Origin of the sequence: Halomonas sp. AOP27-A1-41 (assembly GCF_052378605.1) — a bacterium.
Lineage (GTDB): Bacteria > Pseudomonadota > Gammaproteobacteria > Pseudomonadales > Halomonadaceae > Vreelandella > Vreelandella citrativorans.
Genome location: NZ_JBQSXT010000028.1, coordinates 11,496 through 34,800, shown reverse-complemented (window position 1 = coordinate 34,800; position 23,305 = coordinate 11,496). Strand labels below are relative to the sequence as shown.

Sequence of the window (23,305 nt, the reverse complement as noted above, 5' to 3'; positions counted from 1 at the left end):
CTTAAAAAGAAATTTTCCAGTCTGGCACTGGATCAAGACCACACTGATTATTGCTCATGTGACTCGCTGGGTGTCATAAAAGCACTGAGTAGTTAGTTCAACCCTGGGAGGCCGGTGGCCTCCTTCGCCGATGTGTCGGACCACCAGTGGAACAGGGCTCCCACAATGTTTAACCAAGCCCTGGGATTTGATGGACTGATACCTTCCATGTTTGCCCGATTTTGAGGCTTGATAAACGGGCTTCCACAGGGATGGCAAGGCATTGAGAGTTGAGGAGCCAATGAACATTGCAGGAGCAGGCTTCAGCCAGCGACGGGGTTGGTTTAACCCAGGAGGCCTAAGGCCTCCCAAGCTTTTCCTACAAGATTACGTCATGCTTCACCCAAAAGCCCCAGGCTTGCTGCAGGCGCCTGGCGGCGTAGCCCACGCGATAATGCATGGCCGATAAATCCGATCAGTAGCGCGCCTCCAATGGGTAACGCTAACCATAAGGTGAGGTGAAAGCGCGGCGGTAGCTCTAGCCAGTAGAGATAGAGTGCGGAGGTCGCGACTTCGGCCAGTACAGCGCCCATTAAACCGCTGGTAAAACCCAACAGGGCATACTCAGCCCCTTGGACGCGGGAAATCATTCGCTGACCTGCTCCAAAGACACGCAGTAGGCCACTTTCATGGGCGCGTACCGGCTGGCTTGCGGTCAAGGCAGCATAGAGCACGCTGACACCCGCCAACAACACCAGTACCAGTACAAGCTCGATGGCACGCGTTACCTGAGTTAGCACATCACGTACCTGGCCTAAAATGGCATCAACGTTTATTAACGATACACCGGGGAAGTCGCTCACCAGTTGGCGAATTAGGTCTTGCTCCTCGTCAGGCAGATGAAACGCAGTGATATAGCTATGTCCAAACGACTCCAACACGCCCGGCGGGAAAATCAAAAAGAAGTTGGGCTTAAAAGTGTCCCAATTGAGGCTGCGCACGCTGGTGATACGTGTTATCAGCTCATCACCGCCCACAGAGAAGGTGAGCGTATCATTGAGTGATAGTCCCAGCCGGTCCGCCAGGCCTTCTTCAATGGAAACAGGCACAGTATCGGCAGATACTGCATCAACCGCGCCTAGCCAGCCTTGTGGTTTATAAACGGAAAGCTCATCAACGGGTGCTTCACTTGTGAACCACTCCCCCGCCACTATCTGGTTATCTTCCGGTAGTTCGGCCTGCCAGGTCAGGTTCAGTTCGCGGCGCAGAGAGCCGTCACCTCTGGCATCCTCAGGTACCGCTTCCATGGGAGGCTGCTGATTAATAGCGGTAATACGCCCACGCACCATGGGATACAGCGTGCTTTGAGTATCAATACGGGGCGCTACGGCTTGCTCAAAGGGGTCACGTTCATCAGGCTGGATATTAATGGCGAAGTAGTTGGGCATGTCATCGGGCAACTGGGCCTGCCAGGTTGAAAGCAGGTCACCACGCACCAGAACGATCATCGCCATGGCAAAGAACGTGACAGAGAATGCCAGTAGTTGGCCCACGCCTGCCTGACGGCGACGCGCCAGTTGGCGCCCGCCTAGGCGCAGCGCCTGCACCCACTCGCTTGTACCCGTTAGCTTTTTTATGCCGTAAAGAATGCTATTGAGTAGCAGCGCGCTGATGCCCCAAAGCGCACTAAGCATGATGCCTCCCCCCAATAGCAGGGCGACCGCCAAAGGCGCACTACCGGAATAGAGCCATAGCAGGCCGCCAAATACGACAGCGGCAACACCGGCTACCCACCAGGCGGCAGGAGGCAAAGGGTCCAACTCTCGACGCAGCACTTTCAGCGCACTGACCTGTTTGATGCGTAATAGCGTTGGCCCGGCAAACCCTACCAGCACCGCCATCGCCGTTAATACGCCTAGCCATATCGGCATAATGCCCGGCGGCGGTAGCGTAATAGGTAAAAAGCTGGCCAAAAGATGTAGCAACAGCGCCTGTCCAGCTACGCCGAGCAGTGCGCCAAGCAAGGACGCCGCCAACGCCAGCCCGATAAGCTGTAGGCTAAACAGCATGACAAGCTGTTGCTGGCTAGCGCCAAAGCAGCGGAGCAATGCTGCCGTGTCCAGATGGCGCTCAACATAGCGCTTTGCTGACATGGCGACCGCGACCCCGGCCAGCAGTACGGCGGCAAGCCCTGCCAACCCTAGGTAGCTGTCTGCGCGTTGCAGTGCGTTACCTAATTGCGGCCGGTCCACTCGAACATCACGCACCTCGCCCCCTTGCTGGCGCAACTCGGCGAGTAACGCCTGCACGTTGTCGATCGCCTGGGGAGGCCCGGCCGCCAATAATTCGAACTCGACACGCGAGCCCTCCTGAACAAGACCGGTTGCTTCCAGGTCCGCCGTATTGAGCATCAAGCGGGGATTAAAATTACTAAAGCCAGCGGATTGATCCGCTTCACGTTCGATAATCCCGCTGATGGTTAACTCGGTTCGCCCTACCTGTACACGGTCGCCAAGCTCTATCTCGATCAGCTGTGCTAAGCGCGGGTCTGCCCATGCCTGGCCCGCTGGCGGCCCGAAAGCTACCTGCTCGGCCCCCTCCCCTAAATCGACACGCGATACACCATAGTGCGGGTACACGTCATCCACAGCTTTGAGGCTAGCTGGTTGAAAACGATCCCCTAAGCTGATCATGGAGACCAGCCCAACCTGGTCGCTTAGCGTAAAGCCTGCCTCTTCCAGCGTCGTGCGTAGCGCTTCTGAAAAAGGAGTGCGCTGCTCCAATACGATATCCCCTCCCAGCATTTGCCCAGCCTGGCGCTCAAGGCCGCGCTCTAACCGGTCGAGAAAAAAAGCGATCATGGTGGAGGCAGCAACCGCCAGCACAAGGGCGACAAAGAGCGCACGAACATCCGCCGAGCGTAAGTCACGCCTTAAGCTTCTGGCGGCCAGCCGCCATGGCATATCGCTCATTGCCCCTCTCCTGCCACACTGGATTCAGCAGGTACATCAGCAGGTACAAAGGGGATTAGTTGCCCTTGGGTTAATTGCAGGCATCGATCACAGCGGCGTGCCAAAGCGTGGTCGTGGGTGACCAGGATAAGCGTTGTTCCAACCTCGTGATTCAAGGTAAACAGCAGGTCGATCACCTGAGCGCCGGTATCAGGGTCGAGGTTACCGGTCGGCTCATCCGCAAACACCAGTTCAGGGTCGGTGACAAACGCCCGGGCAATCGCTACTCGCTGCTGCTCGCCGCCTGAAAGCTGCTTGGGTAGATGGTCTACGCGTTCACCCAACCCCACTTTAGCAAGCCATGTTTGGGCAATATGGTCTTCTCCGGCACGCGGTGAAAGCTCCAAAGGCAGTAACACATTCTCTAGCGCGCTTAAGGTGGGTAGCAGCTGAAAGTTCTGGAACACAAAGCCCACGCGCCCAGCTCTTAACGCCGCGCGGCCATCCTCATCCAAACGGCTCAGCGACTTACCAAACAGCGTGAGTTCGCCATCGCTGGGGGTATCCAACCCGGCGAGCAGACCCAACAGAGTTGATTTTCCAGCCCCGCTTTTACCTAAAATGGCGACGCTTTCCCCGGCTGCTACGCTTAACGACAGTTGATCCAGAATAGTTAGCGTGCGCTCGCCACTGGTCACTTTCTTCGATAGCATTTCTGCATGCAGCACAGGCCGACCCAATGCAGCATGGGGAACCTTGTTCTGCGCAATACCGTCAGTAATAGATTGGCTGTCTGCTTGTGGCGACGCATCAGCGCTGGACGAGTATGCAGCTTTATCTGAGGAGTAAGGCATGAAGCGAGGCATCCCTGTGGCATGGCAAAAATGTAACGGTATGGTAAAAAGCTATCTGGTGGTTCTAATAATCACCTTAAGCATTCCTGCGCTCAACGCAAGTGAGCCTCCCACCATACTCATTATGGGGGATAGCCTGAGTGCTGCTTATGGTATTGAGCATGAACAAGGCTGGGTTCCGCTGCTGGAAGAGCGTCTAGGCGGCCAAGCGGACGTGGTCAATGCCAGTATTAGCGGCGAAACCACCTCAGGTGGATTACAGCGGTTTAGCGCCATTTTGGAGAAGCAGCAGCCTGATATCGTGCTATTGGAGCTGGGTGGCAACGATGGTTTGCGTGGCCTTGCGCCCAATCAGATGCGTTCTAACCTGGCCAGTATGATTGAGCAAAGCCAAGAGGTTGATGCTCAGGTGCTGCTGTTAGGTATCGATATTCCCCCCAACTATGGCCAGGCCTACCGGGATGCCTTTACCGGCGTTTACTACTCCCTGGCCGAAGAGTATGACGTGCCGCTGTTGCCGTTTTTATTAGAGGGTGTGGCACTTAACGAACAGCTTATGCAGGAGGATGGCATCCACCCTACGGCCGAGGCACAGCCAATGATTCTGGATAACGTGTGGCCTGAGCTTGAACCACTTTTGGGCGGTGGTTATCAGGCATCGGCCAACTGATCACAAATGGTCTTCGCCGCCCAAGGTTGAGGCAAGGAAAGCTACGCTGGCCACAGAGGCTCCGACACATAGAGCGGCTTGATGGCGCATCATGCTTTTCCTGTACCCAACCCATGCGCAGCGGGCGATAAAAATGGGACTTATTGCTCGACAGCAACAGGCTTCACCTGAAGCTGCTGAAGTGCCAACCCTAATAAAATCAATCCCAATCCAATAAACGTAGAGAAAAGCAGAGGCTCATCAACCACTAAATAAAGCAGCATCAGCGAAACCGGAGGCGAAAGAAAAATCAGGGTCGAGACTTTTGCTGTGCGCGAAACCTTATGAACGGCCATTTGCCACAGGACAAACGCGATTCCCATTTCGAACAGTCCAACATAGACCCCAGCACCAACACCTTTCCAGCCATGCCATTGAAGCCCAGGCCCCATAAGCAATAAAACGGTTAACACCGGTAGTCCAACGGTGAAGTTCTGCCACTGCCCGACTATAGGCTTGCGACGATCACGTGCGTTAAGCAACCAGTAAAGCGCCCATAACAGAGTCGATGAAAGCGCGAACAGCACGCCAACAGGGTCCGCAAACGACACATTGAGTACCGCGCCCCGTGTCGCAATTACCCATACGCCCGCATAGGCCACCACACCTGCCAAAATATCCACCCGGGTTAACCGCTGCCCCAGTATGGGAACCGCCAGGAATGCCATCGCTAGCGCCCATGTATAATTAAGCGCCATCGCTTCCTGGCCAGGCAGGCGATCATAAGCAGCAAACAGCACCAGGTAGTAAGCCACGGGATTCATGATCCCCGCCCATAAGGCGGTTCTCCATCCGCTGGTTAACGCCTGCCTCATAGCACCTTGTTTAAGCACCAGAGCGCCCATTAAAAGCCAGGAAACCAACGCCGCAAGCCACATTAATTCAACCGGCCCCATCAAACCCAGGCCGACTTTAAAAGCAGTCGCCACCGTTGACCACAGCGCCACAGCACCTAGCCCGTAAAGAATAGCCTGACGATCCTGGTTCATCGGTCGATATGCCCCAGGTCACGGTGCGGTTCGATCTGGTCGCGAACGCGCTGTTTCAGCACTTTGCTGTCCGGAAAGCCACTATCACGCTTGCGTTCCCAAATTAAGGTGTCATCACACCAAATTTCAAAGGTACCGCCATGCGCAGGTGCAAGGGCCACCTCATCTAAATCCTCCCCGAAAGTGGAGAGTAGCTCCTGAGCGTACCAGGCACTGCGTAAAAGCCATTGGCATTGCGTGCAATAGCGAATCTGGATCCGTGACACTTTCGGTCTCCTTACCCATATAATGGTGGCATTCTGTCGCTGCATTTTGTCATTCCAGGAGTATAACCGCCAAGGAGCTGTCATGGCTGGACCCAATATTTCTCAAGCGCGTGTTTTTGAGTGGCTAACGGGCGATGAGGACAGCCGACTCTGTGCTGATATTCCGGAGCAGGCCTGCGCCGAACAACCACGTAATTTTTTCCTGCACTTATGGGCCTCCCTGGGGAATAAGCTTGCTGACGAGCTATCCAGCGCACGCTTGGTGCTTCCCTGGCTAATGGGGATTATCGGCGCACCCATCTGGATGGTGGGACTGTTGGTGCCTATTCGTGAGTCTGGTGCCCTGTTACCCCAGATATTCGTGGCGGGCTTTATTCGTCTAAAACCCAAACGTAAAGGCGTTTGGGTTTTAGGTGCGCTGTTCCAGGCACTTGCCGCATTTGCACTTGCTGTCTTGGCACTTGTGGGGAGCGGAAGCTTGGGTGGCGCTGCGGTGTTAGCTGTACTTGTGCTGCTCTCCTTGGCACGCGGGCTTTCATCAATTGCCAGCAAAGATGTCATGGGCAAAACCATTGCCAAACGCCGCCGAGGCGCCCTGATGGGGTGGAGCGGTAGCCTAGCGGGCGGCGCAACCCTGGCGGCGGGTGGCGTGCTGATGTTGCTGGGTAATCAACCAGGCAACCTCGCCCTGGCGGTACTCTTAAGCGTTGCCGCCTTCAGTTGGCTACTAAACGCGCTCTGTGTTGCACGTATTAAAGAAGTACCAGGTGCAGTGGAAGGCGGAGAGAGCGCTTGGGACAGCATCAAGCTTGGCTTATCGCTCTTAAAAAAGGATCGCACGTTTCTACATTTCAATGTTGCCAGAGCATTGCTACTCTCCAGCGCACTGGCGCTACCCTACATTGCGCTACTCGGCCAGCAGCAAAGCGGCTCTGATTTGGGTGGGCTTGGTCTGCTTGTAGTGGTATCGGGTCTTGCAGCAATGGTGGCAAGCCCTATCTGGGGTAAATTAGCCGACCAATCCAGCCGCCGTGTAATGCGTAATGCGGCTATTGGCACCGTTACTTGCTGTTTACTAGGCGCTGGCTTGGCCTGGCTACCCGGTGCCTGGACTCAGAGTGTTTGGCCATATGCCCTGGTGTATGCGTTGCTGGTGATCGTCCATCACGGTGTCCGCCTAGGGCGCAAAACCTATATTGTAGATATGGCGAGTCAGGATGACAGGGCTCTGTATGTTGCTCTTTCCAATACCTTAACCGGCCTGCTCATGCTCGTCGTCGGCGGCGTTATTGGCGGGCTGGCCCAATGGCTAGGTAGTGCGGCGTTGCTGTTGCTTTTGGCACTTACGGCGGCTGGGGCGGTGCTTAGCGCGCTGAAACTGCCCGAGGTGGAATAACAGACATGATTGCAATGCAACGCTCTCCACAACACCCGTTTTTGATGAAACAGACCAGCTGATGTATTTCATCGGCGTACAAAAAGATGTTCCTGAGCGCGTGGAAGCACAACTGGCTTTAGCTGAAGCTGAATGACAACGCAGTGATAACACCGCCCATAAAGCACAGGACTCATTAATTAACGCCAACACTTGACCTTCAGCCCATGTAGCGCTATATAGCGGCTAGGCGCTTCTTTCAAACGAAGCCATCGTGACGCCGGCCTGCCGGCCTGGGTTGGAGGGCATACCATGAGCCGTGACCCCTTAAATCGTGAGAACTACTCAGCAGAAAACCTTGAAGCTGACGAATTCGATAATCTTGATGCCGTAAACGATGATCAATACGGCAAGCATAAGCCAAGCAAAACCGACTCGTTACGCGCCCGCCGACAGGTGGAAGCGTGGCTTGAAGAGCGTCGTTTACAGCGTGCCATTGAAGATGATTGGGATGCGTAAATAGCTCCTTTAAGTGGGCAGCGAGCCAGTTGCCCTCTTCGTCACCATCCAACACATCACAAAATCCACGCTTTCTTTTTATAGCCATTGGATGTTGCCCGGTGGCCTCCTCTGGCCTTTCCAAGCACAGAGCACTATCATCTGAGGCTACTCAGCACGTTGCTGTCTCATTCATCAACCTAACGGATTTCCATGGCGCAATACGTATTCACCATGAACCGGGTTGGCAAAGTTGTGCCACCCAAAAAACAAATTCTCAAGGATATTTCGCTATCGTTTTTCCCGGGCGCCAAAATCGGCGTTTTGGGTTTAAACGGTGCCGGTAAATCCACACTGCTGCGCATTATGGCGGGTGTCGATAAAGAGTTTGAGGGTGAAGCTCGTCCGATGCCGGGTATCAATGTCGGTTATCTCCCCCAAGAACCGCAGCTTGATGATGAGAAAAATGTCCGCGACACCGTTGAAGAAGCACTAGGCGCTATCAAGGAAGCGCAGGAGAAGCTGGACGCTGTCTATGCTGCCTACGCTGAGCCTGATGCCGACTTCGATGCACTGGCAAGCGAGCAAGCACGCCTTGAAAACATCATTGAAGCCGCCGATGCCCACAACCTTGAGCGTAAGCTTGAGGTCGCTGCCGAAGCGCTTCGCTTGCCACCGTGGGATGCCAAAGTAGGCAACCTTTCAGGTGGTGAACGGCGCCGTGTCGCGCTTTGTCGCCTACTGCTTTCAAGCCCGGACATGCTGCTTCTGGATGAGCCAACCAACCACCTGGACGCCGAATCGGTTGCCTGGCTGGAGCGCTTCCTGCATGACTATAACGGCACCGTTGTGGCGATTACCCACGACCGTTACTTCCTGGACAACGTAGCGGGCTGGATTCTGGAGCTCGACCGTGGCCAAGGCATCCCGTTTGAAGGCAACTACTCTCAGTGGCTAGAGCAAAAAGAGCACCGCCTGACCCAGGAAGCCAAGCAGGAAGCATCGCGGCAAAAAGCCATCAAGCAAGAGCTTGAGTGGGTGCGTAGTAACGCTAAAGGTCGTCAGGCCAAAAGCAAAGCGCGCCTTAACCGCTTTGAAGAAATGCAGTCTGGCGACTTCCAGAAACGCAATGAAACCAACGAGATCTATATTCCGCCTGGCCCGCGCCTGGGTGATAAGGTCATCGAGTTTCATAATGTCTCCAAGCGCTTTGAAGACAAGCTGCTTTATGAAGATCTTTCCTTCACTATTCCCCAAGGTGCGATTGTTGGCATCGTCGGCGGAAACGGTGCGGGTAAATCGACCCTGTTTAAACTCATCACCGGCAAAGAACAGCCAGATACGGGTGAAGTGATCATAGGGGACACGGTTGAGATCGCTTACGTTGAGCAGTTACGTGATGCGCTTGATGACAAGCAGACGGTTTGGCAGGCGGTGTCTGGCGAGCAGGACATTCTCAACATCAACGGCTACGAAGTGTCCTCACGTGCCTACGTTGGTCGCTTTAACTTTAAAGGTAATGACCAGCAGAAGCGCCTGGATGAACTGTCCGGCGGTGAGCGTGGACGCTTGCAGCTTGCTCAAACGCTCAAACAGGGCGCCAACGTACTCCTGCTGGATGAGCCATCTAACGACCTTGATATTGAGACACTGCGTGCGCTTGAAGAAGCCCTTCTTGCCTTCCCGGGCTGCGCCATGGTGATTTCTCATGATCGCTGGTTCCTGGATCGTATTGCCACGCACATTCTGGCGTTTGAAGGTGATTCTGAAGTCGTCTTCTTCGACGGTAACTATACCGACTATGAAGACGATCATAAAAAGCGGGTAGGTAACGATACGCCCAAGCGCATGAAGTACAAGCGTATTGATGCCTGATTTTTAGCGTTCCATACCCGGTAACAGTACGGTTGACCCGTATGCAAAAAGCCCCAAACGGGGCTTTTTGTTTAGCTGGTTCTATCCAAAGTCTTTATAAAAAGTCTTTATGAAAAGCCTTTATGAAAGGTCTCTATAAGTAGCCCTTATGCTAACGGCGTCGCCCTGTAAAGAGCGATACCACAAACAGGATGAGAAACAGAACGAATAGAATTTGCGCGATGGTTGATGCAACCCCCGCGATCCCCGAAAAACCGAGCACACCGGCGATAATCGCAATAATCAAAAACAGCATCGCATTGCCTAGCATCGTCTTTCTCCTTTTCCCTGGTGACGCTTTTCTGCTTTAGAAAACGCACGCTACCTTACGTACGATGAGCGTTGACCTGATTAAGCGTTGGCGATAACTCGTCATTCGTCAAGAAATTAAGGCGAATTTGCTTTCCTTGCTGATGCTTTTCATTCTCGATGCCGGTATTCAGAAATAGTAGGCGCCTTTAGTGGCACCTTGAGCGATAAACCGTAGCCCCCATTTAATCGGCGCAGGGAAACGCAGTCCCCCCGCCTCTATCGCTAAATGCGCCTGGTGCGCTTCATCCGCAGCCATCTGACGAAGCAGCGCATGCGAGCGCTGATCGTCTGCCATTAGCCTGGCCTGCTGCTCTTCAAAGTGTTTACCTGAAAGCTCGCAGGTAGCGGCAATCATACCAAGGCTTAGACGCTCGCTGGTTAACCCAGAGATAGCCCCAACCCCAAATGCAGCGGTATAGAAAAAGGGCGTAAAGTAGCTGGTGCGACTATTCAGTTGCGCCAGCCGCTCTTCACACCACGCCAAGTGATCAAACGCCTCCGCAGCGGATTGCACCATTTGCGTACGCGCGTGGGGAAGCGCTGCGGTAATACTCTGGCCCTGATACAGCGCCTGATTCGATACACCAATCACATGATTAACACGCATCAGGCCTGCGGTATGACGTCGTTGGTGGCCATCAAACACTCTATCTGCAAGTTGACTGGCGGGGTGGTTACGCTGTGATGTAGCGGCGCGAGGCATTAGCGACCGTAACGCTGTATCAAACTGATGAATTAAGCAATCAGACCGACTAAACTGGCGCTTCATGGCTTACTCCGCTTAACAGCAAACTGTCTTAAAGACTGTCTTAAAGGTATTTTGAAGGCCGTATGTTAGCCCGCAGGCCACGTAAACTGACGGCCACCTAATAAATGCATGTGTATGTGGTAGACCGTCTGACCGCCCTTTTCGTTGCAATTCATCACAACACGATAACCGTCTTCGGCAAAGCCCTGCTGCTTGGCAAGCCTAGCAGCTGTGAACTGCAAACGGCCGACCAGCTCAAGATCACCTTCTTCAATGTCATTTAAAGTGGCGATGTGCTTTTTGGGAATAATTAGCTGATGAGTGGGCGCCATAGGGCTAATGTCGTTAAAGGCGAGAACGTGCTCGTCTTCATAAACGATATCAGCCGGGATCTCACGATTGATGATTTTGCAGAATAAACACTCCATACCCACTCCTTGTTATCGTTGCAGCTTGTCGCCCGGCATTTGCAAACGCGGTTAGCGAAAGCGGCGCTGGGATAATAAATGGCGCACGAGGGGTGCCAAAATCAGTTCCATGGCTAATGACATGCGCGCGCCAGGCACGACCAACGTATGTGGCCGCGTCATAAAGGCATCCTTGATCATTGCAAGAAGCCAGGGAAAATCAACGGTTGATGGATCACGAAATCGTATCACCACAAACGACTCAGCATCCGTGGGGATATCCTGCACTTCAAAGGGGTTGGACGTATCGACGGTAGGCACCCGTTGAAAGTTGATATGGGTGCGGGAGAATTGCGGTTGAATATAGCGCACGTAATCGTTCATGCGGCCCAGAATCGTGTCGATCACCGCTTCCTGGGAGTAGCCACGCAGCTTGGTATCACGGTCAATTTTCTGAATCCATTCAAGATTCATGGTCGGCGCAACGCCTACCAACAGATCCACATGGCGAGCAATGTCATACTCTTGGGTTACCAACCCGCCATGTAAACCTTCATAGAACAATAGGTCGGTACCACATGGGAGCGACTGCCACTCCGTAAAGGTGCCTACGCGGTACCCCGCTTCGATTTTCTGCTTGTCTTCCGCGTGAATATAGTGCCGAAACGTGCCCGTGCCATGCTCGCCATACTCGGCAAACACCCCTTCAAGGCGGTCAAGCAGGTTAGCTTCGACTGCAAAATGCGAAAGCTCATGCTTACGCTCAGGCTCTTCACGAAACATGCGGTGAAGATCGTCGCGTGTATAGCGGTGAAAAGCGTCACCGTCCACCATGGCCGCATGTACATCTTCGCGTAGAAACATGCGCTCAAAGCTTCGTCTTACGGTCGTGGTGCCCGCACCCGAAGAGCCTGTCACGGCGATAATGGGATATTCCCGCGACATTAAGCGCTCCTCGCTTGGGCCAAGGCCTGCTTGATGGGCTCAGGTATCGCAACCGGCCGCCCACTATTGACGTCGATGAGCAACTGGTTAACGCGGGCGGTCGCCACGATATGTTCGCCGTCGCGCTGCAAAATACGCTGGTAAACGGTTAATGCCTTGCCCTGCGATTCAGGCACCGCCGTTTCAATGATCAACGCATCAGGCCAACGCGCTTCACGTTGATACTGCACGGCCAAGTCGGCCACCACGCTTGGATAGCCGTGCATGTCCCATTCCGATAGCGCCAGGGCGGAAAAAGCGTGAACGCGGGCTTCATGTAATAGCGAAACCACTGTGTCATGACCCAAATGCCGACCGTAATTCATATCAGTTACCCGCACCGTTAGGGGGTGACGATGAATAACCGCGTTGGCGGGAAAATCCAGCGTGACACGTTCCATACCTGTTTCCTTTCGGTGGTGATAAGTGGCCCGCCCCTTGCGCTACGGTATCAACGCGCTTATTACGCTTTTTCTCTCGCAATAGCACGGTAAGCGATATCACGGCGATATTCAGCGCCCTCCCAGCGAATCTCATTGACGCCTTTGTAAGCCTGCTGCTGTGCGCTAAATACACTCTCGCCCAGTGCCGTCACACACAGTACACGACCGCCAGAGGTCGTTACCTCGTTATTCGCGTTCAGCGCAGTGCCCGCATGGAACACCTTGCTGTGCTGCTCGGCTTTTGCCAAACCATCAATGACATCGCCTTTACGGTAGCTGGCTGGATAACCGCCCGCCGCCATGACCACACCCACCGCGGCACGTGAATCCCAATGGCACGTTTTACCGGCCAACTGCCCTTTAGCACCAGCAAGGCAAAGCTCAGCAAAATCAGACGTCAGGCGCATCATGATAGGCTGAGTTTCGGGGTCACCAAAGCGACAGTTATATTCAATCACTTTGGGCTGCCCGGTCTGGTCGATCATCAACCCGGCATACAAAAATCCAGTATAGGCATTGCCTTCAGCGGCCATCCCTTTAACCGTGGGCACGATGACCTGCTCCATGATGCGGGCATCAACGTCTGGCGTAACGACCGGTGCAGGTGAGTAAGCGCCCATGCCGCCGGTATTAGGGCCTGTGTCGCCATCATAGGCGCGCTTGTGGTCTTGGCTGGTGGCCATGGGAACGATGTTTTCGCCATCGACCATGACGATAAAGCTCGCTTCTTCGCCTTCCAGAAACTCTTCAATGACAACGCGAGCACCAGCATCGCCAAAGGCATTGGCTTCGAGCATATCGCGAATAGCGGCTTCGGCCTCCACTTCGCTCATGGCAACGATCACGCCCTTACCTGCCGCCAAGCCATCCGCCTTGATGACGATAGGCGCACCGACCTTGTGTAAATATGCCAACGCAGGCGTTACCGCGGTAAACGTCTGATAAGCCGCTGTTGGAATAGCATGGCGCGCCAGGAAGTCCTTGGTAAACGACTTGGAGCCTTCAAGCTGGGCCGCGGCTTGGGTAGGGCCAAAGATAGTCAGGCCAGCCGCTTGGAAGCGGTCAACGACGCCTTCGACTAGAGGCGCTTCCGGACCGACGACGGTCAAGCCAATACGCTCCTGGAGCGCAAATGCTTCTAACCCGGCCAAGTCGGTGGCCGCAATATCGATATTGGTCAGCTTGTCTTCGGTCGCCGTACCGGCATTGCCGGGCGCTACGAATACCTGCTCAACATTATCAGATTGCGCTAATTTCCACGCCAACGCATGTTCGCGGCCGCCGCCACCTATCATCAAAACCTTCATGTTCTTCCTTCTCGAACGGGAGAGCGATTATGCGCCGCATTATGCCACAAGGTGGCCACTCGTGGCGTTAGGAGGATTTATCCTCATCCTTGTCGCTGGTGGAGGGCGACTGGTTCAAGGTGTTTTGCCAAAAGCGCATATTTTCTTCGGCCAGCTCGCGCATAAACTCCATGGGCGTATGGCGCATGGCCTGCTGCCATTGGCTTTGCAGACGCTTTTGCTGCTCCAGCATAAGCTGCGTGCCTTGCTCCAGATAACGCGCCAGCGGTAAAGGCGACGACATATCATAAACCCGGATGAGCTGCGCCAGCAGGTCGTTAGAGAATACTTCGGCTTCGTTATCCGACTGCTCCTGCTCAATAATGATGGAGAGCAGAATGGTACGCGTCAGGTCTTCACCGCTTTTGGCATCCTCAACCCGAAACGGCGCTTCTTCAATAATAAGATGGCGCAGATCTTCAAGCGTGACATAACGGCTTTGCTGAGTGTCGTACAACCGGCGATTGGCATACTTACGAATTACGCGCACAGCGCATCTCCTTAAACGCGATAGGGGTGTTCCCCAATGCTATTATTGTGCCTGCACCACGCGCCCATGCAAGCCATGTGAGTAGAATATTGCGCAACAGCGTGCCCACCCTTCGACCAATAGATGCCGATTATGAACTTGATTTTGCTTCACCCCAGCGACCTCGACCACCAGGGCCATGCGCGTATAACAGACGCACGCAGATTAGCGCATTTACGCGACATCCATCGCGCTGCCCTCGGTGACCGGTTAACGGTGGGTGTTCAGGGTGGCTTAATGGGAAAAGCACAGCTGGTCGAATTAACCACTGAGCTTGCCGTATTTGCCCTTGACCCGTTAGCAGACGTGCCTCCCCCCGCTCTTCCCGTGCATTTGGTACTCGCGCTACCTCGACCACGCATGCTGGCGCGAACGCTTGAGCATGTGACAGCGCTAGGGGTGAAGGAAATTACTTTACTGCATACCAAGCGCGTAGAGAAAAGCTATTGGCAATCACCAGAGCTTCTTCCCGAGAAAATTCATCAGCACCTGGTGCTGGGTCTGGAGCAATCACGTGATACCCAACTACCGAGCGTGACACTGACCAAAGGCTTTCGGCCCTTTCTTGAAGAGCAACTGCCTGCTTTACTTCGCGGTCGCCGTGGCCTTGTGGCTCACCCTGGCATGCCGATGGCCTGCCCACGTGGCATCAGCGACAATACGCTGCTGTTGGTCGGCCCAGAAGGTGGGTTTATCCCATGGGAAGTTGAGAAACTGCTGGACGCGGGCTGTGAGGGGATGCATCTTGGGCCGCGCATTTTACGCGTTGAAACAGCCGTCACAGCGTTGCTGTCACGGCTGTTTTAGAGCTCAATACCTAGGCTTGCTGGTCTTCTGGATCGTGAGGCACTACCTCAGCATCGTCACTGCAGGATGGCTCTTGCTGGAATGTTTCGCGCACGTCCAGCAAGCCTAAATGGCTGATGGTACGCCGGCCAAGCAGCAGTGGATAATGCATTTCTTCGCGATCACGTAGGCTAAATTGCTCTTCGTAAACCGTATCGCCCATGCACACATTCATTAATACAACGGGGCGCTCATCACGTCCGCCCGCACCGCGCACTGCCAACTCACGATAGAGCGGCCGTTCAAGACGGTCGCTAAACACTTCGTCGTTCTGCTGGTCTGTTAGCTTTAAGCGAAAGCGCACCCACTCCTCGCCCTCTTTCTCAAACACTTCGATATCACGTGCATCCAAAGATGACGTCAGGGCACCACTGTCAAGCTTGGCCTTCACCATAATGCCCCAGGGCTCTATGGTGGCATTTTCAACCCAGCCAAACACTTTATCATCATCGCTTGCCACTGCGCTGGCGGCTAATGCACTTACCAGCACACTACTTAACAGCGTTTTTGCCACAAATCCCATAGCATCATCCTTGGTGAAATAAGTGATTAATCGTTAACTACGCACCTAGCGCAGCCTTTCAAGCAGCGCCTGAGTAGCGAAGCCATCCGGCGTTAGCCCTTGGCTGCGTTGAAAGTCACGCACGCCTTGGCGTGTATTGGGTCCCATCACACCGTCAGCCCCGCCTACCGAATAGCCCGCTTCATTCAAGCGCCGCTGGAGTTCTTTGACATCGTCGCGGGTTAAAGGTGTCAGCCCTCGCGGCCATGTCTGGCGTATTCCCTCACGCCCGGCAATTTTATCAGCCAGCGTCGCCACGGCCAGGGCGTAGCTGGTGGCATTGTTATAGCGCAAAATCGCTCGAAAATTAGCGCCTACCAAAAAGGCGGGCCCCTCAGCCCCGGCCGGAATGACGATGGCCGCGCTCTCGAAATTGGGCAGTTCACCCTGCAGGGCGCGTACACCTTGACGCGCCCACTCAGCGCTACTGCGGCGCTCGGTCTGTGAATAATCAAACGATGCAGGAAGCGCTAACTCAACCCCCCAGGGTTCGCCTGCCTGCCAGCCTGCCCGCGCCAGATAGTTGGCGGTGGAGGCCATCACATCGGGGATACTGCCCCAGATATCACGGCGACCATTGTTATCACCGTCCACGGCATAAGCTTCAAAGCTACTGGGGATGAACTGGGTATGCCCCATAGCCCCCGCCCAGGAGCCTTTCATTTGCTCGGCTGCGATATCGCCCTGGTCAATAATACGTAACGCCGCAAGCAGTTCACCGCGTGCGAAATCCCGGCGACGCCCGTCGTATGCCAGGGTAGCGAGCGCTTCAAGGGTTGAGAAATCACCAAAATTGCTTCCGTAATTGCTCTCGATGCCCCAAATCGCCACGATGATTTCTGAGGGCACGCCGTAGCGTTGCTGCATTTCTAATGCCGTCTGGCGGTGGGCGTCAAGTTTCTCACGGCCTGCATTGACGCGCGTATCGGAGGCGGCGGAGTCGAGATATTCCCAAATAGGCCGCACGAATTCCGGCTGATAACGGTCCAGTTCAATCACCCGTTCACGGTAGCGCACGTTATCCAGTGCGGTGGCTAGCGTTGATTCACTGATCCCCTGAGCAGCTGCATAACGACGGAACTCATTGCGCCACTGTTCAAAGTTGGCATAGCGTAGCTCTTCGGCACCGCGGGCATCCACTTCTGTCATCAACTGCGGGTTAGCGTAGAGGCTTCCGCTAAACATTACCGATAGCACCCCGGCAGTAACTACAAGTGATGTATGACAAAAAGCGCGACGTAATGGCAAATTAATCTTGAGCAACATGGTGTCTATTCCTGGGCTGTCCTTGGCATGCCTGATGATGGCCTGGAAAACAAGCAGATACCAGAATTTGTACGAAAACAACGTGTGCTTAGCCGTTGTGGCGTAAACCCACGCCTACCAACCTTTCACCAGGTAAAGTCACGGCGCTGACATTTCCTGCTGATACATTGTGTTATAAAAAAACCACCCGAAGGTGGCTTCTTACCGATTAGTTATTTACCAACCGCTAAATTAGTGAAACACATCAATCGGGATCCGTCGCTCGTGGCTGACGTTTAGCATTTTCATTCGTTTCCATACCACTTTTTAATTCGTGGGTTAACGGGTCGTAGTTGGGACGAAGCTCATCCTTGACCGTACCACTCCAAAGTCGAGAGCCCACAAAGTAACCCGCCCGTCCTATCACATGTGCCGCAACGGGGGCTGTCATCAGGATAAACACGATAATCGCAAAGGAGCGAGCGACCACGCCTACCTCAGAAAAATGCATCGCCGATGCCAGCATGATCAAAATAACGCCCAATGCCGCCGCTTTGGTAGTGGCATGCATACGCGTTAGTAGATCCGGCAAACGTAGCAAGCCAATAGCCGCCAGGAGCATAAATAAAGAGCCTGTCAGCAATAGCGCACCTTTAATCGTTTCAATCATCGCGAGGCCCTCCCCGTTCCAAAAAGCGTGCAAAGCCAATCGCGGCCAGAAAGCCCATCAGCGCAATAACGATAGCGGCATCCAGAAAGCTGGCTACCCCGGATTGAATGGCGTAAACGCCTACCAGCCCGACCACCGTAGTAGAAAAAAGCTCAAGCGCCACCACTCGGTCAGGCAGGCTTGGCCCGCGCACCACACGCACAAATGTCAAAACTAGCGCCAGCCCCATAATGATCTGGCTAATCAAGAGAACCGTATCCATTAGCGAAATAACTCCAGGGCTCGATGCTCCATTTCTTTTAAGTTGCGTCTTAGCTCTTCTTCATCATCAAGAAACATGGCGTGGATATAAAGCACCTTGCGGTCATCAGAGACGTCCAGGCTCAGCGTTCCCGGGGTTAAAGAGATCAGGTTAGCCACCAGGGTAATTTCCATTTCAGTGCGTGCGGAAAGCGGCATGGCAATCACGCCTGGCTGCATGTGCCAAGGCGGCGTCACAATATCAAACGCAACACGCAGGTTGGCTTGAACAAGCTCCTTTAGAAAAAAGCCCAGAAAGCCAATAATGCGCGGAATCCTGGCCGGGTAGCCTTTTAATGCGCTGACTTGCGGCTCAATCAGCACCAGCGCGATATAGCCAAAAATCATGCCTACCAGCAGGTTTAAGCCTGTGAAGTCGCCGCTCAGCAGCACCCATGCCAATCCTAACAGCAGGTTCCAAATAGCACCGGTCATGGCGCGTCCTCCCCGCCTATTATGTCTACCTGCAACTGACCTGGTATCAGTAGCGCATCCTCAGCGCTCGCGGACACGCCCAACACCGCATCAATATAGCCTCTGGGGGCCAGCAATTGATCACCAATAGTGGTCATCACATGCATAATGGGTTCCGCAAAAATCCCGATGAGCACTGAAAACAGAGCCAGCACCACCACGGGTAAATACATCATCCACAGGCTGGGTTTAATCAACCGCCCATCATCCCCAGAGGGTGTATTCGATACAGGCACCTGGTTATCTTCTGGCAAGGATTTCCAGAAGACTTCGTTCCATATCTTCACCATGGAGTAGAGTGTTAATAACCCTACTCCCAAGGCAATGGCAGTAACCACATACGCCTCGGCTTCAATACCTGCCCGCACGATGACAAACTTGGCGAAGAATCCGGATAACGGAGGAACCCCCGCGAGGGAAAATGCTGAGATAAAAAATGCAACGGCAAGCCAAGGGCGCTCTTTATAAAGCCCACCCATCTTTTTTAGCTGATACGTGCCCTGCAAGCGGTGGGTGATACCGCTAATCAAAAACAGGTTCGTCTTGACAATAATATTGTGCATGATGGCAAACACGCCGCCAGCAATCGCCAAGGGGGTATACAGCGCCAAACCCAGAATCATATAGCCGATCTGGCTGACGATATGAAACGACAAAATACGCCGAAACTCATATTGAGCGGCCGCACCCAGCACCCCGGTCACCATGGTAAGCACCGCCCCCCACAACATTATCTCCTGCAGGTAGCCCATCGTCTGGTCAAAGATCAAGGTAAACACACGGAACAGTGAGTACACGCCTACTTTGGTGAGAAGGCCTGCAAAAAGCGCTGAAACGGCAACTGGCGGCGTATGGTAAGACGCAGGCAGCCAGAAAAAGAGCGGAAAGGCTGCCGCCTTGATCCCAAAGGCCACCATAAACATCACCGCGAGCACCTCGACCATCCCGTTGTGCTCAACGGCATTCATGCGCAGTGCGATATCGGCCATGTTAAGCGTACCGACCGTGCCGTACAGCAGCCCCACCGCTGTCAGAAAGATCACCGACGCCAGCAGGTTAAGCGTTACGTACTTTATTGCTCCTTCCATCTGGGCCCGCTCGCCGCCCAAAATAAGTAGCGCAAAAGAGGCCACCAGCATTACTTCAAACCATACATACAGGTTGAAGATATCGCCGGTCAAAAAGGCTCCCGCCACCCCGGCTAACAACAAGTGCATTAACGGATAATAGCCAAATTTCTCATGGCCACGGCCGGTCGTGGCCAAGGAGTAAATCCCCATGGCGAGGCCGATGATACCGGTCAGCAGCACCATCACCGCACTTAACATATCGGCGATGAGCGTAATCCCAAACGGTGCAGGCCAGCTGCCCATTTGCATGGTGACATAGCCTTCGGAAAGGGTTGTCGTAAACAGCCAAAGGCTAACGATCAGAAATGCTATATTTCCAGCAACGGCGATAAAGCGCTGCATTGGCCTTGAACGCCAAAACAGTAGTGAAATAGCCCCTGAAAGTAAGGGTAAAAGGACGGGAAGAGCAACTTCAGGCCTCACGTATCAGTATCCTTCATCTTATCCAGGTCATCCGCCTTAACCACTTCATAGGCACGACGAATCAATACAACAGCAAAGGCCAGCACACCAAACGCGATAACAATAGCCGTCAGTACAACGGCTTGGGGCAATGGGTCAGCGACATCGCCCATAGGCTGAACCATGCCTTCTGGAATCAGCGGTGGCGCGCCCCGCGTCATTCCGGCAGTAGTAAAGATCAATAAGTTAGCAGCGTTGGAAAGCAGCAGTAGCCCAATAACCAGTTTTACAATGGAGCGTCGCAGCATCATAAAAATAGCGGTGGCATACATAACCCCAATCGCTAGCGCCATTACCGGTTCCATGCGTATCCTCCTGCTATGTTAAGGCTCATCCTTATCCACCTCCATCAACGCCATCACCATGCCAATCACCGCTCCCAACACCGCCAAGTAAACGCCAATATCAAAAATCAGCGGAGTGGAGGCTTTAAAATCAATAACCGGAATGGTCCACCACTGCGCGGTTAAAAACGGCTGACCCATAAACCAGGCAGGTACAACAGAAATCATGCCTAACAACAGCCCCACGCCAATCAAGTCGCGAGGGTCGACCATCCGTAATACCTCTTTTGTGGCACTGACGCCAAACGCCAGCAGATACAAGGTAAACGCCCCCGCCGCTACTAACCCTGCAATAAACCCACCGCCGGGCTCGTCGTGTCCACGAAGCAGCAAAAATATCGAAAACATGAGCTGTAGCGGCATTAGAAAGCGGGCCGCCGTGTTTAAAATAATCGTTCCCGATTTAACCATCGTACGGCTCCCTGCTATCAGTATTCCCACTGTCATTGGTGGGCTTAGCGCTTTCTGGCTCATGGCGCAGCTTCAGCATAGCGATAACGCCAATGGCGGCTAGCGCCAGTACAAACATCTCGCCCAACGTATCCAGTGCCCGGTAATCCACCAAAATGACATTGACGATGTTGCGGCCAAAAGCGAGCGGTGCGCTGTTTTCAACCATATAGGTAGAAATGGACTCGAACTGGTTAATACTCCAGGCCGTCATGATCAGAAGGAAAATCAATATCCCCATCATCGCAGCTACCGAGCCATCGCGAATGCGCTCCAGGCTGGTCGAGAGATGCGAGAAGCGAGGCAGCCTGAACAGTACCAGCACCAGTAAAATAACTGTGAGCGTTTCAACCAGAAGCTGGGTAATCCCAAGATCAGGGGCGCTGAAAAGAATAAAGACCAGCGCGATTGAGAACCCCATAATACCCACTGACACGACGGCACCCAGCCGGGAGCGGGTGATCGTTGCATACAGGGCACCCATCACCATTGTGCCGACGACGATGGCCTCATGAAACCGTACATCAAGTTCAAAGGCTAACAGCGGAGAGTGGCGTACCAGAATGGAGTTGCCCAACAGCGTAATCAGCACGACCAGCATGACCAAAATATAGTTGCGCATATAGCCATTTTGCAGCACACGGGTTTGCCATTCCGCAAACCGAACCAGGCCATTTAACAAGCCTTCATAGCCCGCTTCCGGGCCGTAACGCATAACAGGGGCCAGCAACGTTAGCTTGCCTCGCACGCTGTCCCAGTACTTGAACAGCAAAAAGCCCAACCCCAGGCTAACAACAGACATTATCAGCGCCGCATTAACGCCGTACCAAAGTGACAGCGCCACTTCTCTCGGCTGCCCTGCCACCGCACTTGCCGCTGACGTTAAAAGAGCGTCAACGCCAAACATGGCGGGCGCCAGACCAAAAACCAGCGAGCCTACGCTTAGCAGTGCGGGCCCCATTAACATGCCGAAAGGTGCTTCATGCGGCGTTTTTGGGGTTTCGTGACGCTTGCCGTAGAAAGGCCGTAGCGCAACAATCGCCGCCACGGCGATAGTCATAATCGCGCTGACAAATGCGAACACGACGAGCAAGCCTTGAAAATCCCCTGCGCCCAGCACCGCTTCAAACTTAAGCTCTTTGCCAATAAAACCAAGCAACGGCGGCACCCCTGCAAGTGATAGCGCCGCTATCAATGCAATGGTGGCCGTCACCGGCATCAAAGACCTTAACCCGCCCATTGCAGTGACATCCTTGGTGCCCGTTTCATGATCGAGAATACCGGCCACCATGAACAGCGCTCCCTTGTACAGGGAGTGTGCGAGCAAAAAAGTTACAAACGCTGTCATGGCGTACTCGGTGCCAATGCCCAGCAGCATCGTCAATGTGCCGAGCGCCATAATGGTTGAGTAAGCCAGCAGCTTTTTAATGTTCGTGTGATGAAGCGCCAGGAAAGCGCCCAGCAGCAGCGTGATAGCACCCACCACAGAGAGGATGCTTATCCAGAGTGCCGTTCCACCCAGTTCAGGCTGAAGCCTTGCCATGAGGTAAATACCGGCTTTCACCATGGTGGCGGAGTGCAAATAAGCCGAGACAGGTGTAGGGGCTGCCATGGCGTTTGGCAGCCAGAAATGAAAGGGAAACTGCGCTGATTTAGTGAAAGCGCCCAACAGCAAACAGATGAGCATGGGCGTATAAAGGGCATGCTCTCGCAGGTCGGTTTCCATTGCGCGAATATCGGTTAACGACCACTGGTCGCTGGCGATGCCCAGCAAGATAAGCCCGGCCATCAACGCAAGCCCACCCGCAAAAGTGACAAAAAGCCCTTGGCGAGCCGACTTACGCGCCTGCATATCGGTATGGTTAAACCCGATCAGCAGGTACGAAGTAACGCTGGTTAACTCCCAAAAAATAAACAGCGTGATCAGCCCATCGGCCAACACTAGCCCCAGCATGGACACCATAAAAGCCATCAGCGCGATATGAAACCGGGCGATCTCCGGGTGGCCTTTTAAATAACTCCCCGCATACACCAACACGCACGCGCCAATAACGCTGATTAACAAGCCGAACAGTAAGGACAACCCATCCAGCATAAAGGTGAGGCTGATACCTAACGAAGGCACCCACTGCCACTCCATTAGCAACGGGCCGTCATTGATGATTGTGGGTGCTTGAGAAAACAGCCACGCAGCGATGAGCGCAGGAAAAAGGGCCAATACCAAACTCGTACGGTCTGCAAACCAGCGCTGCATAAGTGGTGCCAACGCGGCTAATACAAATCCCATCAAAACGGCGAATTGCATCTAGCGATATCTCCTGTGTATCTGCCCCATGATGAAGCGGGTTCGTTGAGCATCAATACCTCTCGCGGTGAGTAGCGATCATCATCCCTGTTCACTGCTCTCTCTTAACTGCTCTGTCTCAAGCACCCTCTCTCAAGCACCCTCTCTCAAGCACTCTGTCTTAAGCGCTCGGACCAGATTTTAACGAGCACGCTGAAAGCCGTAGAGTAACAG

At 53.9% G+C, this 23,305-nt stretch carries 25 protein-coding genes; 5 read left to right on the top strand and 20 right to left on the bottom strand.

The genetic code is table 11. The annotated features are described in order from the left end of the window. Positions 1-371 precede the first annotated feature (371 nt). Positions 372-2,951 carry an ABC transporter permease gene (locus tag ACT3TC_RS15490; RefSeq protein WP_444640777.1) on the bottom strand — a complete coding sequence of 860 codons (2,580 nt, stop codon included), beginning with the start codon at positions 2,949-2,951 and terminating at the stop codon, positions 372-374. Beyond that, positions 2,948-3,784 carry an ABC transporter ATP-binding protein gene (locus ACT3TC_RS15485; RefSeq protein ID WP_444640776.1) on the bottom strand — a complete coding sequence of 279 codons (837 nt, stop codon included), beginning with the start codon at positions 3,782-3,784 and terminating at the stop codon, positions 2,948-2,950. The genes ACT3TC_RS15490 and ACT3TC_RS15485 overlap by 4 nt, the downstream gene beginning before the upstream one ends. On the opposite strand from ACT3TC_RS15485, the gene ACT3TC_RS15480 reads away from it, so the two are divergent. Further along, positions 3,783-4,454 (top strand): arylesterase, encoded by a 672-nt coding sequence (locus ACT3TC_RS15480; RefSeq protein WP_444640774.1) that lies wholly within the window; start codon positions 3,783-3,785, stop codon positions 4,452-4,454. The two genes, ACT3TC_RS15485 and ACT3TC_RS15480, sit on opposite strands and share 2 nt — an antisense overlap. Positions 4,455-4,594: 140 nt before the next feature. On the opposite strand, the gene ACT3TC_RS15475 is transcribed toward ACT3TC_RS15480, so the two are convergent. Together ACT3TC_RS15475 and ACT3TC_RS15470 are read right to left on the bottom strand one after the other, a co-directional pair. Then, positions 4,595-5,482 carry a DMT family transporter gene (locus tag ACT3TC_RS15475; protein ID WP_444640773.1) on the bottom strand — a complete coding sequence of 296 codons (888 nt, stop codon included), beginning with the start codon at positions 5,480-5,482 and terminating at the stop codon, positions 4,595-4,597. Then, positions 5,479-5,748: a SelT/SelW/SelH family protein gene (locus tag ACT3TC_RS15470; RefSeq protein WP_287077975.1), complete on the bottom strand. Its 270-nt coding sequence runs from the start codon at positions 5,746-5,748 to the stop codon at positions 5,479-5,481. The genes ACT3TC_RS15475 and ACT3TC_RS15470 overlap by 4 nt, the downstream gene beginning before the upstream one ends. 82 nt (positions 5,749-5,830) lie before the next feature. Here ACT3TC_RS15470 and ACT3TC_RS15465 point away from each other — a divergent pair, with 82 nt between their 5' ends. The 3 genes from ACT3TC_RS15465 (at position 5,831) to ettA (ending at position 9,496) form a co-directional block, all read left to right on the top strand. Next, the gene (locus ACT3TC_RS15465; protein ID WP_444640771.1) at positions 5,831-7,144 is read left to right on the top strand and encodes an MFS transporter; all 1,314 of its coding nucleotides are present in this window, start codon (positions 5,831-5,833) and stop codon (positions 7,142-7,144) included. 291 nt (positions 7,145-7,435) lie between these two features. After that, on the top strand, positions 7,436-7,642 hold the full coding sequence (locus ACT3TC_RS15460) for a PA3496 family putative envelope integrity protein (protein ID WP_172116110.1): 207 nt from the start codon (positions 7,436-7,438) through the stop codon (positions 7,640-7,642). A gap of 192 nt (positions 7,643-7,834) precedes the next feature. Continuing rightward, entirely contained in the window at positions 7,835-9,496 is a 1,662-nt protein-coding gene (ettA, locus tag ACT3TC_RS15455) for an energy-dependent translational throttle protein EttA (protein WP_444640769.1), read from the top strand. 151 nt (positions 9,497-9,647) lie between these two features. On the opposite strand, the gene ACT3TC_RS15450 is transcribed toward ettA, so the two are convergent. The 7 genes from ACT3TC_RS15450 to phaR form a co-directional block, all read right to left on the bottom strand. Beyond that, the gene (locus tag ACT3TC_RS15450) at positions 9,648-9,806 is read right to left on the bottom strand and encodes a DUF1328 domain-containing protein (protein ID WP_018918588.1); all 159 of its coding nucleotides are present in this window, start codon (positions 9,804-9,806) and stop codon (positions 9,648-9,650) included. Positions 9,807-9,974: 168 nt separating this feature from the next. After that, positions 9,975-10,616 carry a 2-polyprenyl-3-methyl-6-methoxy-1,4-benzoquinone monooxygenase gene (gene coq7, locus ACT3TC_RS15445; protein ID WP_444640767.1) on the bottom strand — a complete coding sequence of 214 codons (642 nt, stop codon included), beginning with the start codon at positions 10,614-10,616 and terminating at the stop codon, positions 9,975-9,977. A 65-nt stretch (positions 10,617-10,681) separates the two neighbouring features. After that, positions 10,682-11,023, bottom strand: a complete 342-nt coding sequence (locus ACT3TC_RS15440; protein WP_172116107.1) for a histidine triad nucleotide-binding protein — start codon at positions 11,021-11,023, stop codon at positions 10,682-10,684. Between the two features lie 51 nt (positions 11,024-11,074). Further along, on the bottom strand, positions 11,075-11,947 hold the full coding sequence (locus ACT3TC_RS15435) for a phosphoribulokinase (protein WP_172116106.1): 873 nt from the start codon (positions 11,945-11,947) through the stop codon (positions 11,075-11,077). Further along, on the bottom strand, positions 11,947-12,387 hold the full coding sequence (locus tag ACT3TC_RS15430) for an acyl-CoA thioesterase (RefSeq protein ID WP_444640766.1): 441 nt from the start codon (positions 12,385-12,387) through the stop codon (positions 11,947-11,949). The genes ACT3TC_RS15435 and ACT3TC_RS15430 overlap by 1 nt, the downstream gene beginning before the upstream one ends. Before the next feature lie 62 nt (positions 12,388-12,449). Further along, positions 12,450-13,736 carry a phosphoribosylamine--glycine ligase gene (purD, locus tag ACT3TC_RS15425; RefSeq protein ID WP_444640764.1) on the bottom strand — a complete coding sequence of 429 codons (1,287 nt, stop codon included), beginning with the start codon at positions 13,734-13,736 and terminating at the stop codon, positions 12,450-12,452. 67 nt (positions 13,737-13,803) lie between these two features. Continuing rightward, a complete protein-coding gene (phaR, locus tag ACT3TC_RS15420) occupies positions 13,804-14,265 on the bottom strand; it encodes a polyhydroxyalkanoate synthesis repressor PhaR (RefSeq protein ID WP_444629730.1) in 462 nt (153 codons plus the stop codon). A gap of 132 nt (positions 14,266-14,397) precedes the next feature. Between phaR and ACT3TC_RS15415 the strand changes: the two genes are divergently transcribed. Beyond that, positions 14,398-15,111, top strand: a complete 714-nt coding sequence (locus ACT3TC_RS15415) for a 16S rRNA (uracil(1498)-N(3))-methyltransferase (RefSeq protein ID WP_444640762.1) — start codon at positions 14,398-14,400, stop codon at positions 15,109-15,111. Positions 15,112-15,121: 10 nt separating this feature from the next. Here ACT3TC_RS15415 and rloA3 read toward each other — a convergent pair whose 3' ends face one another. The 9 genes from rloA3 to ACT3TC_RS15370 form a co-directional block, all read right to left on the bottom strand. Then, entirely contained in the window at positions 15,122-15,673 is a 552-nt protein-coding gene (gene rloA3 / locus ACT3TC_RS15410; RefSeq protein ID WP_172116101.1) for a retropepsin-like aspartic peptidase RloA3, read from the bottom strand. A 45-nt stretch (positions 15,674-15,718) separates the two neighbouring features. Then, positions 15,719-16,978, bottom strand: coding sequence for a lytic murein transglycosylase (locus ACT3TC_RS15405; RefSeq protein WP_444640760.1), 1,260 nt, complete (start codon positions 16,976-16,978; stop codon positions 15,719-15,721). Between the two features lie 244 nt (positions 16,979-17,222). After that, positions 17,223-17,627 carry a monovalent cation/H(+) antiporter subunit G gene (gene mnhG / locus ACT3TC_RS15400; RefSeq protein WP_193055000.1) on the bottom strand — a complete coding sequence of 135 codons (405 nt, stop codon included), beginning with the start codon at positions 17,625-17,627 and terminating at the stop codon, positions 17,223-17,225. After that, a complete protein-coding gene (locus ACT3TC_RS15395) occupies positions 17,620-17,889 on the bottom strand; it encodes a monovalent cation/H+ antiporter complex subunit F (protein ID WP_192527952.1) in 270 nt (89 codons plus the stop codon). The genes mnhG and ACT3TC_RS15395 overlap by 8 nt, the downstream gene beginning before the upstream one ends. Then, entirely contained in the window at positions 17,889-18,362 is a 474-nt protein-coding gene (locus tag ACT3TC_RS15390) for a Na+/H+ antiporter subunit E (RefSeq protein WP_087107779.1), read from the bottom strand. The genes ACT3TC_RS15395 and ACT3TC_RS15390 overlap by 1 nt, the downstream gene beginning before the upstream one ends. Beyond that, the gene (locus tag ACT3TC_RS15385) at positions 18,359-19,954 is read right to left on the bottom strand and encodes a Na+/H+ antiporter subunit D (RefSeq protein WP_444640758.1); all 1,596 of its coding nucleotides are present in this window, start codon (positions 19,952-19,954) and stop codon (positions 18,359-18,361) included. Before ACT3TC_RS15385 ends, ACT3TC_RS15390 begins: the two co-directional genes overlap by 4 nt. Then, the gene (locus ACT3TC_RS15380; protein ID WP_192527950.1) at positions 19,951-20,298 is read right to left on the bottom strand and encodes a Na+/H+ antiporter subunit C; all 348 of its coding nucleotides are present in this window, start codon (positions 20,296-20,298) and stop codon (positions 19,951-19,953) included. The genes ACT3TC_RS15385 and ACT3TC_RS15380 overlap by 4 nt, the downstream gene beginning before the upstream one ends. Before the next feature lie 18 nt (positions 20,299-20,316). Next, on the bottom strand, positions 20,317-20,748 hold the full coding sequence (locus ACT3TC_RS15375; RefSeq protein WP_087107785.1) for a Na+/H+ antiporter subunit B: 432 nt from the start codon (positions 20,746-20,748) through the stop codon (positions 20,317-20,319). Further along, a complete protein-coding gene (locus ACT3TC_RS15370) occupies positions 20,741-23,092 on the bottom strand; it encodes a putative monovalent cation/H+ antiporter subunit A (protein WP_444640756.1) in 2,352 nt (783 codons plus the stop codon). The genes ACT3TC_RS15375 and ACT3TC_RS15370 overlap by 8 nt, the downstream gene beginning before the upstream one ends. Between the last annotated feature and the right edge of the window lie 213 nt (positions 23,093-23,305).

Coding starts and splice junctions, on each gene's coding strand:
- ACT3TC_RS15490 (WP_444640777.1), bottom strand. CDS start 2,951: ATGAGCGATATGCCATGGCGGCTGGCCGCCAGAAGCTTAAGGCGTGAC.
- ACT3TC_RS15480 (WP_444640774.1), top strand. CDS start 3,783: ATGAAGCGAGGCATCCCTGTGGCATGGCAAAAATGTAACGGTATGGTA.
- ACT3TC_RS15485 (WP_444640776.1), bottom strand. CDS start 3,784: ATGCCTTACTCCTCAGATAAAGCTGCATACTCGTCCAGCGCTGATGCG.
- ACT3TC_RS15475 (WP_444640773.1), bottom strand. CDS start 5,482: ATGAACCAGGATCGTCAGGCTATTCTTTACGGGCTAGGTGCTGTGGCG.
- ACT3TC_RS15465 (WP_444640771.1), top strand. CDS start 5,831: ATGGCTGGACCCAATATTTCTCAAGCGCGTGTTTTTGAGTGGCTAACG.
- ACT3TC_RS15460 (WP_172116110.1), top strand. CDS start 7,436: ATGAGCCGTGACCCCTTAAATCGTGAGAACTACTCAGCAGAAAACCTT.
- ettA (WP_444640769.1), top strand. CDS start 7,835: ATGGCGCAATACGTATTCACCATGAACCGGGTTGGCAAAGTTGTGCCA.
- ACT3TC_RS15450 (WP_018918588.1), bottom strand. CDS start 9,806: ATGCTAGGCAATGCGATGCTGTTTTTGATTATTGCGATTATCGCCGGT.
- coq7 (WP_444640767.1), bottom strand. CDS start 10,616: ATGAAGCGCCAGTTTAGTCGGTCTGATTGCTTAATTCATCAGTTTGAT.
- ACT3TC_RS15440 (WP_172116107.1), bottom strand. CDS start 11,023: ATGGAGTGTTTATTCTGCAAAATCATCAATCGTGAGATCCCGGCTGAT.
- ACT3TC_RS15435 (WP_172116106.1), bottom strand. CDS start 11,947: ATGTCGCGGGAATATCCCATTATCGCCGTGACAGGCTCTTCGGGTGCG.
- ACT3TC_RS15430 (WP_444640766.1), bottom strand. CDS start 12,387: ATGGAACGTGTCACGCTGGATTTTCCCGCCAACGCGGTTATTCATCGT.
- purD (WP_444640764.1), bottom strand. CDS start 13,736: ATGAAGGTTTTGATGATAGGTGGCGGCGGCCGCGAACATGCGTTGGCG.
- ACT3TC_RS15415 (WP_444640762.1), top strand. CDS start 14,398: ATGAACTTGATTTTGCTTCACCCCAGCGACCTCGACCACCAGGGCCAT.
- rloA3 (WP_172116101.1), bottom strand. CDS start 15,673: ATGGGATTTGTGGCAAAAACGCTGTTAAGTAGTGTGCTGGTAAGTGCA.
- ACT3TC_RS15405 (WP_444640760.1), bottom strand. CDS start 16,978: ATGTTGCTCAAGATTAATTTGCCATTACGTCGCGCTTTTTGTCATACA.
- mnhG (WP_193055000.1), bottom strand. CDS start 17,627: ATGATTGAAACGATTAAAGGTGCGCTATTGCTGACAGGCTCTTTATTT.
- ACT3TC_RS15395 (WP_192527952.1), bottom strand. CDS start 17,889: ATGGATACGGTTCTCTTGATTAGCCAGATCATTATGGGGCTGGCGCTA.
- ACT3TC_RS15390 (WP_087107779.1), bottom strand. CDS start 18,362: ATGACCGGTGCTATTTGGAACCTGCTGTTAGGATTGGCATGGGTGCTG.
- ACT3TC_RS15380 (WP_192527950.1), bottom strand. CDS start 20,298: ATGGAACCGGTAATGGCGCTAGCGATTGGGGTTATGTATGCCACCGCT.
- ACT3TC_RS15375 (WP_087107785.1), bottom strand. CDS start 20,748: ATGGTTAAATCGGGAACGATTATTTTAAACACGGCGGCCCGCTTTCTA.
- ACT3TC_RS15370 (WP_444640756.1), bottom strand. CDS start 23,092: ATGCAATTCGCCGTTTTGATGGGATTTGTATTAGCCGCGTTGGCACCA.